Consider the following 14,694-nt stretch of genomic DNA (forward strand, 5'->3'; position numbering starts at 1 on the left):
GTTCTCACCTCAGCTGGAATTCGACACGCTGGCGCGCCCGACGCACTTGGGAAGCGGCTTCGAACTGCCAAGACGCTACCGCCTTGCGCGCAGCCTGGTCGAAGACCCTGCGCGGCTGGGCAGCCACCACTTCAATGGACGAGGCGTCGACACTGCCGTCCCGGCGAATCAAGAACTCAAGCTCCACATGCCCCTCCAGGCCCCGGCGTTGCGCTCGAGAAGGATACTCCGGCGGGACCTGGTTCAGAGGTGTAGGCGAACCTACATCCACAGGTTCCTGACTGGCTTGGGCATTCTCCATCTCGTTTGATGTCGCTGCTGGGTTCGAGGCATCATTAGGGGCCTGCACTGGCTGCGACGGGGCTACCGGCGCGGGCTCAGTTTCAGGCTCAGTTTCAGGCTCAGGGGCGGGTTCAGGCTCAGGAGTGGTCTCGGGCTCCGGCCTCGGTTCCGGCTGGGGCTCTATTTCGGATAGCTCGGGCAAGCTGCTGTCCAGTTCAGCAAGCACCATCTCCTCCGGTGGCAGCTCAGGTTCCGGCATGGTGATGGAGCTGTCGATCTCGGGTAAGGGTTCAGGCGCTGAAGGTGGCGGCGCCGTTTCCGGCAGAGCCTGAGGCCGGGCAACCGGTTCGGCGGTCTCCTGCGTCACCTCCTCCACTACCTCGGGTGCTTCCACCATTGTCATGCTAATCGGCACTTCCGGTTCTTCGAGGGGATTCTCCGGAGGCGACACCAGTACCGCCAGCAACCAGAACAGCACCAGCGCCAACCCGGCTCCACCCAGCAACGAAAAAGGCACCCGCGTCATGAGGCGCTCCGGCTAGCCGCAACGGCAACCTGGTCGACGCCTGCCTCCCGCAGCCGATCCATCACTTCGATCAATATTCCTGTGGTGGCGTCACGATCCGCCTGTATCACCACCGAGCCATCATCGCTGACCAGATCGGCAACCGCTCCACCCAATCGGTGCATGTCTATCGGCTGTCCATCCACCCAGACCGCTCCTTCCGGGGTAATCGCCACCAACACCTGAGCATCCGGGCGAGGCGTGGCGGCACTGGACTCGGGACGCTGAATCTCGATACCGCTTTCCTTGATGAAGCTGGTGGTCACAATGAAAAATATCAACATGATGAATACCACGTCCAGCATGGGGGTCAGGTTGATTTCATTGCTTTCATCATTGTTCGCACTGGTGCGACGTCTACGCATGGGTATCCTCCACAGCGCGTGCCAAACGGTCGTGAAGACGCTGGTCCTCTCGTCGGATGACATGTTCCAGTCGGCTGATGAACAGCAACCCCACCACGGCCACGGCCATCCCGGTCAGGGTAGGCAAGGTTGCCCGCGCCACGCCGTCGGCCATGGCCCGGGCCTGGTGGGTATCGCTCAGCGCCAGGCTATCGAATACCACGATCATGCCGGTGACCGTCCCCAACAGACCCAACAACGGGCACAGGGCGACCAGCAACTTCAACCATGGCAAGGGGCGACGCAAGCGCATGATCAACTCATCGGCCCATACCTGGCGGAGAATCCCGGCGCTCCAGCTACGGTGCTCCTCGCGTGCCGTCCAGCGCTTGAGCAGGGAACGACGCGCCAGGCGCCAGGTTACGCGGTAGTACCACCAGCGCTCGAACGCCATGGCAAACAACACCACCGCGACCACCGCCAACACCACCAATACCCAGCCTCCGGCATCGAGCAAACGTGCCAGCGGCTCAAGCCATTGCATTAACGTTTGCATCTTCGTTCACCGTTCGAGGCTGGTGTGGCAAACGCGCCTCCAGATGCTCGGCTAGCGTGGCACTGGCCTGACCTTCCACCACATTGGCCAGATACCGGCTACGCCCGGAAAGCGCCGTCTGGGCGAACAGCAAGGGCACTGCGGTCACCAGACCCAGCACGGTCGTCACCAGGGCTTGGCTGATACCGCCCGCCATCATTTGCGGATCACCGGTACCGAACACGGTAATCGCCTGAAAAGTGACGATCATCCCGGTGACCGTGCCTAATAGCCCCAACAGCGGCGCCACGGCCGCTAGCAGCTTGACAATGGGCTGACCGCGTTCCAGGCGCGGCAATTCCGCGAGCACGGCTTCATCCAGGCGAGCCTCGAGTGCTTCGGGCACCTGATGACTGTCCATGGCTTGAAAGCGCAACAGGACGCGACCCAAAGGATTGTTATCGCTCAGCGCATCCAGTTGCCGGCGTTGACGACGCACCTTGAACGTGACCCCCAGAAGATAAACGTACTGCAACAAGGCCACCAACAACCCGAAGATACCCAGCGTTACGACCACATAACCAACGGCCCCACCTTGATGAAACCGCTCTAGCAAACTTGGCTGTTGGGCCATGGCCGCTATCACTTGGCCCTGGGTAGGATCGATTGCCAGAGTGCGGCTCTCACCGGCATGAAAGGCAGCCAAGGTTTCAGCCACGTCCGGCGGTGTGCGAGGCGCGACGGAGAGCGTTCCCTCCCCCTCGCCTCGCTGCAACAGGTCGCTTTCGCTGAAAGCGGCAAAGTCACCCAAGCGGATGATCTCTTGTTGCGAGATCATGCCGTCGGCATCCGCCACCTCGGCCTCGAGGCGCACCACCCTGGCGGTTTCCGCGGTCAACGCCATCAGGCTGTCGACCACTTGCTCGATGTGCCGGCTTTCCAGCACCTCGTTTTCATCCAGTCGTGGGGGCAAGGAGGTCTCGCCGAGCGTGATCCAGCTATCATTCAAGCTGTCACGAAGCCCGGAACTGTGCTGTGACAGGGCGGACAGGATACGATCGAAATCCGCCCCTTGCTCTTGCTGGAGGGCGTCCAGCTCCTGTTCCAGCGCCTGTTGTTGCGCTTGTTGAGCCGCCAGGGCTTGCTGTTCCCGCTGGGCTTTTTGATGTGCTTCCCGAGCCTCGCCCAGGGCGGCTTGCAAGGCCTCCCGATCTTCCAGCAGCGCACTCAAGCGAGCGTTATCCCGGGCTTGCGCAGCTTCCCGAGCTTCACGCAAGGTGGTTAAGGGGTCACCATGAACACTGCCCGCTGTCAGCATGATCAAGCTGACCAGGGCCAATGCTTTCAGGCGTTGTCCAATCGTCATGCGGACGTCTCCGGAGCAGTCAAGGGCTGGGAGATCGGCAGCGTCAGAAGCTCTGGCGCGCGTTGGTCACGCGCCAGACGCAGCCCTTCTCGCACTTGGCTGCGCTGCGAATCGCTCAGCGCTTCCCAACGGCCGGATTCGGCCTGCCACACGCCGCCTTGACGGCCGCTCGGGGTAAGATAATACAATCCCACACGGCCGATTCTCAGGTAGTCCACTTCCCGCGCGCCGCCTTCTTCGCTGACAATCCTCCCACGCCAGGCGTCCACTTCACGGCCATACTCGAGTTCGGTTCGCCATGCTTCAAGCAAGCGCTCGATGCGCTCGGCACTTGAAAAGATTGCTGTGCCGTCCGGCTGTAAACTCGCCGCACGTGCAAGACGCTGGTCCTGCAAGAAGGGCAGATCCTGTTCCACCCAACGCTGCAACTGAGCGGCGATCTCACGTTCGAAACCTGGCAGGGCCTGACGCGTTTGCGCCAGCGTGGAAAGCGCCGCTTCTCGCTGCTGCTGGCTTTGTGCCTGCTCCACCAACCGAGCCGCTAGCTGGGAATTTTGCCGCTCCAGCTGCTGCGTATCTTTTTCAAGGCGACGAAGTTCCTCGAGCATTTCGCGCGTGGTCTCGTCTGTTGCATCAATACGTTCTTGCAGGGCAGTTTGGGCTTGCTGAGCATCCAGCGCCTCACCAATGACGGATTCTTCCTGCGCGGCTAACGGCAACACCCACAGCATGGCGAGTAACAACCCATAAGTAGGCAACAACCGCCTGGCCCGCGAGGAATTTCTCCAAAAGCTCATAGCAATAACCCATGTTAATAAATCACATTAATAATCCGGGCAACACACCAAGTTACCCATCCCAGGGCGGCGACATTTCCATCAAAAGGAAAACAGGAATGATTGGCATTCATTTTTAGCAGGCAGCTAGGGTAACAGCAAACCAATAAATGACAATACTTATCATTAACTCCAGACTGCAACACCTCCTGGGAGCCTTATATCCTTTGTGCACAGTCCTTTTGCACGCAAAAAAGCCGCGCCTTTGCAAGGCGCGGCTTTTATCAGCAATCAAATCATAAGGCTTATCAGGGGGCTTGCTGATAACGACGCTCGACATCATCCCAGTTGATCACATTGAAAAAAGCTTCCACGTAATCGGGACGCTTATTCTGGTACTTGAGGTAGTAGGCATGCTCCCACACATCCAGCCCCAGAATCGGTGTATTGCCGTGCATCAACGGGGTGTCCTGATTGAGGGTGTTTTCCACCACCAGTTTCTCTTGTGGGGTCACGCTGAGCCAAGCCCAGCCACTACCGAAGCGACCCAGTGCGGCTTGCTTGAAGTCTTCCTTGAAGGCGTCAAAACCACCCAACTCATTGTCGATTGCCTGGGCAACCTCACCCTTGGGCTTACCGCCACCCTGGGGAGACATCATTTGCCAGAACATGGAATGATTGACATGGCCGCCGCCATTGTTGATAACCGCCTGGCGCTTGCTTTCCGGCACACGATCGACATTCGCCATCAACTCTTCCACCGGCACATCTTCCAGACCGGTGCCTTCAAGCGCAGTGTTGAGCTTGTCAACATACGTCTGGTGGTGGCGCGAATGGTGAATTTCCATGGTCATCGCATCAATGTGCGGTTCAAGCGCGTCGTAAGCGTAGGGCAATTCGGGAAGTGTATGCGGCATGATTACTCCTCCTTTGATTAATCACTCACAGTGATAATAGCGTTTCAAGCATTTCTCAGGATGGCAGCTGTTTGACGACTACGCTAACAAAAACTACTCAAGCATACAAAAACTACTCAAGCATACGAAAACAGCCGGCATCTTCAAGATGCCGGCTGCTGCGAGTACCGCCTGTCTTACTTAGCGCATTTTCACAACTTGCTTTCAAGCTCCGGCAGGATCTCGAACAGATCCCCCACCAAACCGTAATCCGCCACCTGGAAGATCGGCGCTTCCTCGTCCTTGTTGATCGCCACGATCACCTTGGAGTCCTTCATGCCCGCCAGGTGCTGAATGGCACCGCTGATGCCCACGGCGATGTACAGGTCCGGCGCGACGATCTTGCCGGTCTGGCCGACCTGCATGTCGTTGGGCACGAAGCCTGCGTCCACTGCCGCCCGCGAAGCCCCTACCGCTGCGCCCAGCTTGTCGGCGATGCCGTCGAGCAGCTTGAAGTTCTCGCCGTTGCCCATGCCGCGGCCGCCGGAAATCACTACCTTGGCGCCCCCCAGTTCCGGCCGGTCGCTCTGGGCCAGTTCTTCCTTGATGAAGCGCGACTGGGTGTTGTCCACCACGCTATCCACCGCTTCGATGGCGGCACTGCCCCCTTCCGCCACGGCATCGAAACCGGTGCTGCGCACGGTGATCACCTTGAGAGCATCGGCGCTCTTGACCGTGGCAATGGCGTTACCGGCATAGATCGGCCGCTTGAAGGTGTCGGCATCGTCGACTTCGACGATCTCGGACAGCTGCGACACGTCCTTGAGCGCGGCGACACGTGGCATGACGTTCTTGCCTGTGGTCGAGGCTACCGCCAGGACGTGGCTGTAATCACCAGCCAGCTGGGTGATCAAGTCACCCAGCGGCTCGGCCAGCTGATGGGCGTAGACCGCATGATCGGCGACGCGCACCTTGGCCACGCCGTCGAGCTTCGCAGCGGCCTGGGCCACGGCGTCGACGCCTTCACCCGCCACCAGGACATCGATATCACCGCCGCCAGCTTGCTGGATCTGTTGCGCTGCGGCCACGACATGGGCGGTGGCAGCGGCCAGTTGGCCGTCGTGATGTTCGGCAAGGACCAGAATGCTCATGAGATCACCTTGGCTTCGTTCTTGAGTTTATCGACCAGCTCGTCCACCGAGCTCACCTTGATGCCGCCCTTGCGCTCGGCTGGGGATTCGACCTTGACCAGGCTAACCCGGGAGGCTATCTCGACGCCCATCTCTTCCGGCGTCTTGATGTCCATGGGCTTTTTCTTGGCCTTCATGATATCGGGCAGCTTGGCGTAGCGCGGCTCGTTCAGGCGCAGGTCCGAGGTGATGATGGCAGGCAAGGACAGCTCCAGGGTCTGGAGGCCACCGTCGATCTCCCGGGTCACCTGCAACTTGTCGCCTTCCACCACCACCTCGGAGGCGAAGGTGCCCTGAGGAAGATGGGTCAGGGCGGCCAGCATCTGGCCGGTCTGGTTGTTGTCGGTGTCGATGGCCTGCTTGCCGAGAATCACCAGGCCCGGCTGCTCGTCCTCGACCACCTTGGCCAGCAGCTTGGCCACGGCAAGCGACTCGACGCGTTCGTCGGTCTGCACATGAATCGCGCGATCCGCGCCCAGCGCCAAGGCAGTACGCAGTTGCTCCTGGGCAGCCTTGGGGCCGATCGTCACTGCCACCACTTCCGTGGCCACGCCTTTTTCCTTCAGGCGCACGGCTTCTTCTACGGCAATTTCGCAGAAGGGATTCATGGCCATCTTGACGTTGGTGAGGTCGACATCGCTGTGGTCCGGTTTGACCCGGATCTTGACGTTGTAGTCGATGACGCGTTTGACCGCGACGAGTACTTTCATGCTTTCCTCGCTTGGCTCGTTTCAGAGCCTTTAACCTGATGAGTATCTCGGCAACAACTACCGAGCGCCTCGTGGTGAAAAAAAATCGGCAACGCCAGACATCAACGATGTTTGTTGCCCAACACATGAATTCATGCAAGCGTTTGATAGGTGCTTAAGTAAAAAACTCTTCTAATCTGCCATAAGCACCATACTTCCAACAACACCCGGCAAGTACGGCCTTGGTCTTAGATCATATTTAAACATAATCGCCAACGCATCATCCTGCCTCGAGACCATGGTTCGATCAGCTAAAATTGGCAGCACCGAAGCGGTTTTTGGCATCGTAGGGGTGACCTTACAAGGGTATTATGCCTATTATGGGAGACAACCAGAAGCAAACGACCGTTTTAAATTTGTCGACGCATCACTTCCATGCGGTGCGTACCGAATGAGGAGAAGCCAGGGTGGAAAACGTTGAACGCGATGTGATGGATTTTGATGTGGTCATTGTCGGTGCAGGACCGGCAGGGCTTTCCGCTGCTTGTCGTTTGATGCAACAAGCCAACGACGCTGAACAGGAACTGACGGTTTGTGTCGTCGAGAAAGGCTCCGAAGTGGGCGCCCATATTCTCTCCGGGGCTGTATTCGAGCCACGCGCCTTGAACGAGCTTTTTCCCGACTGGAAAGACCGTGACGCTCCACTAACCACCCCGGCCACGCGTGATGAGGTCTATCTTCTCAAGGATGCCCAAAAGGCCCAAAAGATACCTAACGCCCTGGTTCCCAAAAGCATGCACAACACCGGCGGCGACCAGGCCCGCTATGTGATAAGCGCCGGCAACTTGTGCCGCTGGCTTGGCGAGCAGGCCGAAGAACTGGGTGTGGAAATTTTCCCTGGTTTTGCGGCTCAGGAAGCCATTATCGATGAAAGTGACATCGTGCGCGGCATCATTATCGGCGACATGGGGGTTGCCGCAGATGGCACGCCCAAGGACAGCTATATGCCGGGCATGGAGCTGCGCGCCAAGTACACCCTTTTTGCCGAAGGCTCACGCGGCCATTTAGGCAAGCATTTGATCAGTACTTTTCATCTCGACGAAGACAAGGATCCCCAGCATTACGGCATCGGTTTGAAAGAGCTGTGGGACGTGCCCGCCGAAACACACCAACCGGGCCTGGTACTGCACGGTTCCGGCTGGCCGCTGGACAAACACACCCACGGCGGCTGGTTTCTCTACCATGCCGAAAACCAGCAGGTGGTAGTGGGTCTGATCATGGATCTCTCCTACCAGAATCCTTGGCTATCGCCGTTCGATGAATTCCAGGGCATGAAGCACCACCCTGTGATTAGCCAGCACCTCAAGGATGGCAAGCGCGTGGCTTACGGGGCGCGAGCCATCACCAAGGGGGGCCTGAACTGCCTGCCCAAGATGACGTTTCCGGGTGGCCTATTGATCGGCTGTGATGCAGGCACGCTGAATTTTTCCAAGATCAAAGGCCTTCACACGGCCATGAAATCCGGCCTGGTTGCGGCTGACGCTGTGTTCGACGCTATCAAGACCGGTGACGAAGGCGGCAAGGAATTGACGGATTTCACCGCACAGTGGGAGAAAAGCTGGGCTTACCAGGAGCTTGAGGAAAGCGCCAGCTTCGGTCCGGCGCTTCACAAGTATGGCACCGTGGGGGGTGGCGCCTATAATTTCGTCGATCAACTGCTGGGCGGCAAACTACCTGACCTGCATGACACCACCACCGACCATGGCGCCCTCAAGCCTGCGGCGGAATTTGAAAAAACTACTTATCCCAAGCCGGATGGCAAGCTCTCCTTCGACAAGCTCTCCTCGGTATTCCTGTCCAATACCAACCATGAAGAAGACCAACCTTGTCACTTGAAGCTCAAGGATCCCGAGCTACCCATTCGCGAGAACCTGCCCATTTACGCCGAACCGGCACAGCGCTACTGCCCGGCCGGGGTATATGAAGTCGTCGAGGACGAACGCGGCAAGCCGCAGTTCCAGATCAATTTCCAGAACTGCGTGCATTGCAAGACTTGCGACATCAAGGACCCGGCCCAGAACATCAACTGGATCGCGCCGGAAGGCGGCGGCGGGCCGAATTACCCCAATATGTAAGAGCGCCTTTACCAAGCTGCAAAAAGGGCATGCCACGGCATGTCCTTATTTTTTTAGCCTCATGTTGATGACAGCGGCGGCTATTTTTACAGTATCTTTTCGAGCGCTTTTACCACTTGGCGTTGTTGTGCGTCCTGCAGATAAGGATGCATGGGCAAGCTGAGAATACGCTCACAAACCGTTTCACAGACAGGCAGCGAGCAAGACGTATCAGCTACGGCGGGTTGGCGATTTAACGGTACAAGATAATGGATCATGGTAGGAATACCGGTCTCACTCAGCCGCGCCTGAATGCGGTCACGCTCGGATAGCTGGATGCTATATTGGGCATGAACGCTGGTATTGCCCTCCAAAAGCATCGGACACTCGATCGCTAACGGTGCCAGCAGCCGGTCATAGCGTTCGGCCACTGTTCGGCGCAAGATGATTTCTTCATCGAAAAGTTCCAGCTTGGCCAGCAAGATCGCCGCTTGCAACGTATCCAGACGACTGGTCATGCCCAAGCGAACATGATGATAGCGCCTCGCTTCTCCGTGACGCCCAATCAGCCGCAACGTTTCGGCCAGGTCATCATCGTCGGTGAACAATGCCCCACCGTCACCGTAGGCGCCTAGCGGCTTGCTGGGAAAGAAACTGGTACAAGCGATGCGACTCAGTGCACCGGATACACGTCCATTGCGGGCGGCACCGAAGCTTTGCGCACCGTCCTCAATCACCACCAGTCCATGGCGCTCGGAAATCGCCTCGATTGCCTGCATGTCAGCACATTGACCGAACAGCGATACCGGCATGATAGCCCGGGTACGTGGTGTGACTGCCGCTTCAATCGCCGAAGGGTCAATCAGGCAGGTATGCGGTTCGATATCCACGTAGACCGGCGTGGCGCCGGTCAGCATCACACTCTCGGCAGTAGCAATGAAGCTGAACCCAGGCACGATGACCTCGTCACCGGGACCGATATCCAGCGCCATCAGGGCAATCTGCAAGGCATCGGTACCGCTGGCACAGCTGATGCAATGGGCCACGCCCACCCGCGCCGCCAGGCGGTGCTCCAGGGTTTCCACCTCCGGGCCGAGTACAAAACGGCCATGGGCGAGCACGGTCTGGATGGCATTTTCAAGCCGTGTTCCCAACCGGGCTTGCTGAGCGGCCAGATCAATGGACTGTATATTTTATCCTTCTCCAGAGCCGACGCCCATCGTCAGCAGCTGAGGATGCATCTGGTCCTGACGCGGCGTTTCGGGTTGTACACGGTTCAGGCTTGCCACGGTTTCCAAGCAGTGGTGCACGGTATCGATACCAAAACCGCGCCCGTCGAGTATTTCGCGATAGCTGACCGTATGCAGTTCGGCAAAGCCACTGGAAAACTCGAATTGCTGTCCATCGCAAGTGAGGCTGCGATAGGTCGACTGCTGTTCAGGGACATTCTCCGGCAGGTCTTCAGCATCGATAGACAAGAACCAACGTACGCGGGCTTTTTCATACTCCAGATAACCGGCGGCTTTATGATCATCACGATAGTGAAGCACCTGCTTCTCGAGCTTGCCGAAAACCTGATGCAGCATGTCGAAAAAATGGATGCCGATTTCAGTCACGACGCCCAATGCCGACTGAATCATTGAGATCATAGGCGGCGACCAGATTATGGCCGCAGTCCTTTATCGCCTGCATGTGGCGTGGTGCGATGTAGCCGGCCACTCCAATCAACGCAAAATTCATCCCTGCCCTCCTCGGCTTCGCTTGTCCCTTTAGCGTAAGCGTAGTGGCAGTCGTAGCGGCTGTCTGTCAGAAAAGATGCCTAACTGTCCTTCATGCCCGCTCGGCATTCAGGGGTTCGATAGGCGCGCGATTGGCCACCAAACGACGCTTGCCGGCTTTGACGAACTGTACCTCTAGAACAGGATTATCCGGCGCGTTCTCCACGCTAAGCACCGCGCCTTCACCGAATACCGCATGATGCAAGCGTTGGCCTACCCGAAAAGTAGTGGTGGGCCCATACCCTGCGCCCGGCTCAGCTATCGCTGGCGGTGCGGCGACCTCTACCTTCAGCTCGGCCCCTACGCCATCAAGATAGCGCTCGACCAAAGCCACCGAACGTACCGGGACGGGGCGACTGTATTCCGAGGCTTGCAAGGCTTCAGCCACACAGACGCTATCCTGCCAGGCGCTTTCCGCAACAAACCGACTGGGACGATGCTCTCCGCCATCATGCAGCAGCAACAAGCGCTCGCGCGCCCGGGTGATCGCTACGTAGAACAAACGGCGTTCTTCTTCCAAACGCGCCTCGTTCAAGGGGTTGTCCCGGCTGTAATGCGGAAAGTCCTCTTCGTTGACGCCCGCCACCGCCACCAGCGGCCACTCCAATCCCTTGGCGCCGTGTACCGTGGTAATCAGTATCCCCTCGGCATGGTTTTCGACCGGCCGTTCGAGCAGTTCGATGAAGGCATCCGGATCGCTGACGTCCTGGGCCTGTTCGATCAGTACATCCAGCAGCCGTACGTCTTCCTCACCCTTGTCGCGACGCGCCGCGGCACGCTTGAGTATCTTCTCGGCGTCGATGGCTTTCACCACATGAGCCAGCAATTTGGCCGGCGGCCAAGCGCCCAGTTTAGGCAACTCACACAGCAGCTCCCAGCGGCGCTTGAGATTACGTCGCTGGAGAGGCTTGAGATCGGCCAGTGCGGGATCATGGCGCTCCGGCCAATGCTGCGTCTGGGCCAGTTGCCGGGCAAGGCTGACGAGGCGGTCACGGGCGACAAAAGGAGTGGGCTGCGAGAACAATAAGGCAAGGTGAGCGGGATCTTGGAGCAGTGCCGGATAACGCGACAACTTGAGGTAGCCGGCAAGCGCCTGCACCAACGGTAAGCGAAACACGAAACGGTCATCGCGAGATAGCCGGAACGGCTGCCCCGCTTGCAGCAACGCCAGCTGCACCGGCACGGAGAGCGCCCAGCTGCGCACCAGCAGGCAGGCTTCATTCAGCCCGCGCCCCTGCTGTTGCCATTCGCTCAAGGTTTCGAGTAATGCCCGGTTGCCTTGGCCTACCTCAATCCGGGTAACAGGATTGCCGGGAGCCGCCAGGCAAAGCTGGTCCGGGCGACGCTGATTGGCGGCAATTGCATGGTTGGCCGCCAGTGCCAGCGCATGGCCATGACGAAAGGTCGTGGAAAGCGGGTAATCGGTTGCATCACCGAAGGTGGCGGTGAAATTCTCCAGCATGGTATCCGGGCGAGCGCCGCGCCATTCATAGATGCATTGGTTGGCATCACCTACCGCCATCACTGCCGCCTGCTTGCCTGCCAGTACCGCCAACAAGCGCTGTTGCGCGGTATTGATGTCCTGGTACTCATCCACGATCACGTGATCGAGAAAGCCTTGCACCCGCGCTTGAGATGACTCACTGGCTTCGAGCGCCAGCAGTGGCCGGTACAGAAGATCGGCGTAGGTCATGACATTTTCCTGAGCCAGCAGACGTTCGGCTTCCTCGAAGGCGGCAGGAAAATAATCGGTATCGGCATCGAAATCCAGGCGAGCATAAAGCTCGCCGGGCTCGGCCACTTCCGCCTTGATCAACCCGCAATAATGCGCCAAGGCTTCCAGACGCTCGCCTTCCAGCGCAGCATCGCGACGTTCACGGCTATGTGCCAGTACATTGAGCGTGGCCTGGCGCAACAGGCGTTCCACTTGCCAGTCGGCCGAGAGTAGCTGACGAGGCGTCAAGGCGCCCCACCGACATAGGCTCTGGGTCAAGCGATGCCCTAGGGAATGAAAAGTGCGTACATCGGGTAGCGTCTGGCGGGCTTGGGCCATTTGCTGTAAACGGCTTTGAAAATCCTCCCGGGCGGCACGATTGAACATCAGCACCAGCATGCGCTTGGCGGGCACGTCCTGATCAAGTAGATGCAGCACGCGCGCTGCCATCGTGGTGGTTTTGCCCGCTCCCGCCACTGCTGCCACCCGCGCATGGCCGTGGCCATGGGCAATGACCGCGCGTTGTTCAGCGGTTAATTTCACAGTGCCTCGCTGGAAGATGTTTCGTCATCTATCCAGCCCACCGGATGCCAGTGGCCGGCGCTTTCCACGCCTAGCTCGCTGCTTCCTTCATCGTGCGAACGCAAGGTAGCGGCTTCCACCAGTTGATAGTAGACGTTGCGATTGAGCCGTGCGGAAAGCCCGTAACGTATCGGCACTTCCGGCACCCACTCGCCCTGGGGGGTTTGAGTGACTCGCAAAGGATGCTCGCTGTCTAATCGGACGCGATCGCCCAATTGCGTGGTCAACCACCAGTCACCATTTTCAAGGTTCGCCTCGACAATCACCAGCGGCAGGTCTTCCACCTGGATACGCCAGCGCTCCACCGGGGTTACCAGGCAATAGCCTTCCGGGTCACGACGCAACAACGTGGCCAGAAGGCGCACCAACTTAGGTCTTGAGATGGGCTCGTCCTCGTGCCACCAGCGGCCGTCGGCGGCAATGCATAGATCCATGTCACCGGAAAGCGCCGGCTGCCAGGATTCCAGAGGAGGAATACGGTCAGCGGGACCCAACTGACCCAACAATCTATCGAAATTCATCGACCTCTCCTCTGCTGCGTAGCATTCAACAAGGCTTGTCTCCAAGCACCGTTCTTCAAGGGCTGTTTTTCAAGGACCGTTCTTCAAGGACTATAGCAGCCCGGCTTGCGTGAGCGCATCACGTACCTCGGGGCTTGCCTGCGGAGCGGCTTGCTGAAATAGGCGGTAGAAATTGGCGGTAGTCTGCATGGCGACTTCATCCACACTGATATCGCGTACCTGAGCGATACATTCAGCGACTTCCACCACCCAAGCCGGCTCGTTGGGCTTGCCCCGATGAGGAACCGGCGCAAGGTAAGGGCTGTCGGTTTCGATCAATAAACGATCCAGTGGTAACTGGCGCGCCAAGTCACGCAGCGCTTCGGCATTGGCAAAGGTGACGATGCCCGAAAGCGAAATATAAAAGCCCAGGCGTACCGCTTCACGCGCCATCTCGATATCTTCGGTAAAACAATGCAGTACACCGCCGATACGTGGGTCGGTATATTCCCGCAACAGCGCCAGGGTATCCGCCTTGGCATCCCGCGTATGCACGATGACCGGAAGTTCAAGTTCACGGGCGGCGATCAAATGGCTTCGAAAGCGCTCATGCTGGCACTCACGGCCGGGCACGTTATCTTTGCCCAGATAATGGTAATCCAGCCCGGTCTCGCCGATCGCCACGGCGTCGAATCGCTCGGCAGCGGTCTTGATTGCCTCGACGCCAGGTTCTTCGACCACAGTATGCAGCGGATGCACACCCGCGGAGATCACTACATCCGCATGAGCGCGAGCAATCTCGGCAAGCCCGGGCAGCTCTTCCAGCGTCACGGAGATCGCCAGAAACTGGGTAATCCGCCGAGCGCGGGCAGCGTCCAGAGCAGCCGCCAGGCTCCCCCCATGCGTGGTTTCCGAGAGACGGTCCAGGTGACAATGAGAATCGACGAACATGCTAATCTCGACAGCAGAAAACAGCGAAAATGCAGCCACTAACGGCCGCACGGAAAAATCGACTAATTAGAGGGTATAGGTTGGCGCGCTCTTATCTAGCTGGCCGGCCAACAAGGTTTCTATGCGGTCGCGGACCGTATAATCCTGCTGGCTGAAATGCACCCCGATGCCGGGAACCCGACGACCCGAGATCCCTTCGGGCGACACCCAAATGACATGACCAGATACCGACAAGCGCTCGCTTTCTCCCGGCAGCAGGAGCAAAAGAAACACTTCCTGTCCCAGACTGTAACGCTCGCGAGTGGGAATGAACATTCCCCCCCGGTCAAGAAAGGGCATATAAGCTAAAAGCAGCGTCGGCACATCCTTGATGGTCAGTGAAAGCGCTTTCTGAGTCGCCATCATGATCTCC

General features: G+C 58.5%; 16 protein-coding genes. 1 reads left to right on the forward strand and 15 read right to left on the reverse strand.

Features of this window, described 5'->3' with window-relative positions:
• Positions 1–4 precede the first annotated feature (4 nt).
• The 8 genes from GPM19_RS00835 to GPM19_RS00870 all read right to left on the reverse strand — a co-directional run bounded on the left by GPM19_RS00835 (position 5) and on the right by GPM19_RS00870 (position 6,664).
• Positions 5–808 carry an energy transducer TonB gene (locus GPM19_RS00835; RefSeq protein ID WP_160417001.1) on the reverse strand — a complete coding sequence of 268 codons (804 nt, stop codon included), beginning with the start codon at positions 806–808 and terminating at the stop codon, positions 5–7.
• Entirely contained in the window at positions 805–1,212 is a 408-nt protein-coding gene (locus GPM19_RS00840; protein WP_160417002.1) for an ExbD/TolR family protein, read from the reverse strand. Before GPM19_RS00840 ends, GPM19_RS00835 begins: the two co-directional genes overlap by 4 nt.
• The gene (locus GPM19_RS00845; RefSeq protein WP_160417003.1) at positions 1,205–1,747 is read right to left on the reverse strand and encodes a MotA/TolQ/ExbB proton channel family protein; all 543 of its coding nucleotides are present in this window, start codon (positions 1,745–1,747) and stop codon (positions 1,205–1,207) included. Before GPM19_RS00845 ends, GPM19_RS00840 begins: the two co-directional genes overlap by 8 nt.
• A complete protein-coding gene (locus GPM19_RS00850; RefSeq protein ID WP_160417004.1) occupies positions 1,722–3,092 on the reverse strand; it encodes a MotA/TolQ/ExbB proton channel family protein in 1,371 nt (456 codons plus the stop codon). The genes GPM19_RS00845 and GPM19_RS00850 overlap by 26 nt, the downstream gene beginning before the upstream one ends.
• Positions 3,089–3,889 carry a DUF3450 domain-containing protein gene (locus tag GPM19_RS00855; protein WP_227842039.1) on the reverse strand — a complete coding sequence of 267 codons (801 nt, stop codon included), beginning with the start codon at positions 3,887–3,889 and terminating at the stop codon, positions 3,089–3,091. The genes GPM19_RS00850 and GPM19_RS00855 overlap by 4 nt, the downstream gene beginning before the upstream one ends.
• A gap of 287 nt (positions 3,890–4,176) precedes the next feature.
• Complete coding sequence (locus GPM19_RS00860; RefSeq protein WP_160417005.1) at positions 4,177–4,785, reverse strand: superoxide dismutase; 609 nt, start codon at positions 4,783–4,785, stop codon at positions 4,177–4,179.
• A 191-nt stretch (positions 4,786–4,976) separates the two neighbouring features.
• Complete coding sequence (locus GPM19_RS00865) at positions 4,977–5,915, reverse strand: electron transfer flavoprotein subunit alpha/FixB family protein (RefSeq protein WP_160417006.1); 939 nt, start codon at positions 5,913–5,915, stop codon at positions 4,977–4,979.
• Positions 5,912–6,664 carry an electron transfer flavoprotein subunit beta/FixA family protein gene (locus GPM19_RS00870; RefSeq protein WP_160417007.1) on the reverse strand — a complete coding sequence of 251 codons (753 nt, stop codon included), beginning with the start codon at positions 6,662–6,664 and terminating at the stop codon, positions 5,912–5,914. Before GPM19_RS00870 ends, GPM19_RS00865 begins: the two co-directional genes overlap by 4 nt.
• 446 nt (positions 6,665–7,110) lie before the next feature.
• Between GPM19_RS00870 and GPM19_RS00875 the strand changes: the two genes are divergently transcribed.
• On the forward strand, positions 7,111–8,778 hold the full coding sequence (locus tag GPM19_RS00875; RefSeq protein WP_160417008.1) for an electron transfer flavoprotein-ubiquinone oxidoreductase: 1,668 nt from the start codon (positions 7,111–7,113) through the stop codon (positions 8,776–8,778).
• An 86-nt stretch (positions 8,779–8,864) separates the two neighbouring features.
• Here the strand turns inward: GPM19_RS00875 and GPM19_RS00880 are convergent, their stop codons facing one another.
• The 7 genes from GPM19_RS00880 to GPM19_RS00905 form a co-directional block, all read right to left on the reverse strand.
• Positions 8,865–9,911 (reverse strand): DegT/DnrJ/EryC1/StrS family aminotransferase, encoded by a 1,047-nt coding sequence (locus GPM19_RS00880; RefSeq protein ID WP_227842041.1) that lies wholly within the window; start codon positions 9,909–9,911, stop codon positions 8,865–8,867.
• Between the two features lie 39 nt (positions 9,912–9,950).
• Positions 9,951–10,406, reverse strand: coding sequence for a Gfo/Idh/MocA family oxidoreductase (locus tag GPM19_RS00885; RefSeq protein ID WP_319928072.1), 456 nt, complete (start codon positions 10,404–10,406; stop codon positions 9,951–9,953).
• Complete coding sequence (locus GPM19_RS15565; RefSeq protein ID WP_319928073.1) at positions 10,366–10,497, reverse strand: hypothetical protein; 132 nt, start codon at positions 10,495–10,497, stop codon at positions 10,366–10,368. Before GPM19_RS15565 ends, GPM19_RS00885 begins: the two co-directional genes overlap by 41 nt.
• 90 nt (positions 10,498–10,587) lie before the next feature.
• Complete coding sequence (locus tag GPM19_RS00890; RefSeq protein WP_160417009.1) at positions 10,588–12,792, reverse strand: ATP-dependent helicase; 2,205 nt, start codon at positions 12,790–12,792, stop codon at positions 10,588–10,590.
• Complete coding sequence (locus tag GPM19_RS00895; RefSeq protein WP_160417010.1) at positions 12,789–13,352, reverse strand: DUF1285 domain-containing protein; 564 nt, start codon at positions 13,350–13,352, stop codon at positions 12,789–12,791. The genes GPM19_RS00890 and GPM19_RS00895 overlap by 4 nt, the downstream gene beginning before the upstream one ends.
• Positions 13,353–13,442: 90 nt before the next feature.
• Positions 13,443–14,282, reverse strand: coding sequence for a TatD family hydrolase (locus GPM19_RS00900; protein WP_160417011.1), 840 nt, complete (start codon positions 14,280–14,282; stop codon positions 13,443–13,445).
• Between the two features lie 66 nt (positions 14,283–14,348).
• Positions 14,349–14,684, reverse strand: coding sequence for a PilZ domain-containing protein (locus tag GPM19_RS00905; protein ID WP_160417012.1), 336 nt, complete (start codon positions 14,682–14,684; stop codon positions 14,349–14,351).
• Positions 14,685–14,694 lie beyond the last annotated feature (10 nt).

It is taken from the genome of Vreelandella zhuhanensis (assembly GCF_009793355.1).
Taxonomy (GTDB): domain Bacteria; phylum Pseudomonadota; class Gammaproteobacteria; order Pseudomonadales; family Halomonadaceae; genus Vreelandella; species Vreelandella zhuhanensis.

What these genes read in the sequence shown, in the direction of transcription:
- GPM19_RS00840 (WP_160417002.1), bottom strand. Translation starts at nt 1,212, where the DNA reads ATGCGTAGACGTCGCACCAGTGCGAACAATGATGAAAGCAATGAAATC.
- GPM19_RS00895 (WP_160417010.1), bottom strand. Translation starts at nt 13,352, where the DNA reads ATGAATTTCGATAGATTGTTGGGTCAGTTGGGTCCCGCTGACCGTATT.
- GPM19_RS00905 (WP_160417012.1), bottom strand. Translation starts at nt 14,684, where the DNA reads ATGGCGACTCAGAAAGCGCTTTCACTGACCATCAAGGATGTGCCGACG.
- GPM19_RS00900 (WP_160417011.1), bottom strand. Translation starts at nt 14,282, where the DNA reads ATGTTCGTCGATTCTCATTGTCACCTGGACCGTCTCTCGGAAACCACG.
- GPM19_RS00855 (WP_227842039.1), bottom strand. Translation starts at nt 3,889, where the DNA reads ATGAGCTTTTGGAGAAATTCCTCGCGGGCCAGGCGGTTGTTGCCTACT.
- GPM19_RS00860 (WP_160417005.1), bottom strand. Translation starts at nt 4,785, where the DNA reads ATGCCGCATACACTTCCCGAATTGCCCTACGCTTACGACGCGCTTGAA.
- GPM19_RS15565 (WP_319928073.1), bottom strand. Translation starts at nt 10,497, where the DNA reads ATGAATTTTGCGTTGATTGGAGTGGCCGGCTACATCGCACCACGCCAC.
- GPM19_RS00850 (WP_160417004.1), bottom strand. Translation starts at nt 3,092, where the DNA reads ATGACGATTGGACAACGCCTGAAAGCATTGGCCCTGGTCAGCTTGATC.
- GPM19_RS00845 (WP_160417003.1), bottom strand. Translation starts at nt 1,747, where the DNA reads ATGCAAACGTTAATGCAATGGCTTGAGCCGCTGGCACGTTTGCTCGAT.
- GPM19_RS00870 (WP_160417007.1), bottom strand. Translation starts at nt 6,664, where the DNA reads ATGAAAGTACTCGTCGCGGTCAAACGCGTCATCGACTACAACGTCAAG.
- GPM19_RS00865 (WP_160417006.1), bottom strand. Translation starts at nt 5,915, where the DNA reads ATGAGCATTCTGGTCCTTGCCGAACATCACGACGGCCAACTGGCCGCT.
- GPM19_RS00835 (WP_160417001.1), bottom strand. Translation starts at nt 808, where the DNA reads ATGACGCGGGTGCCTTTTTCGTTGCTGGGTGGAGCCGGGTTGGCGCTG.
- GPM19_RS00885 (WP_319928072.1), bottom strand. Translation starts at nt 10,406, where the DNA reads ATGATCTCAATGATTCAGTCGGCATTGGGCGTCGTGACTGAAATCGGC.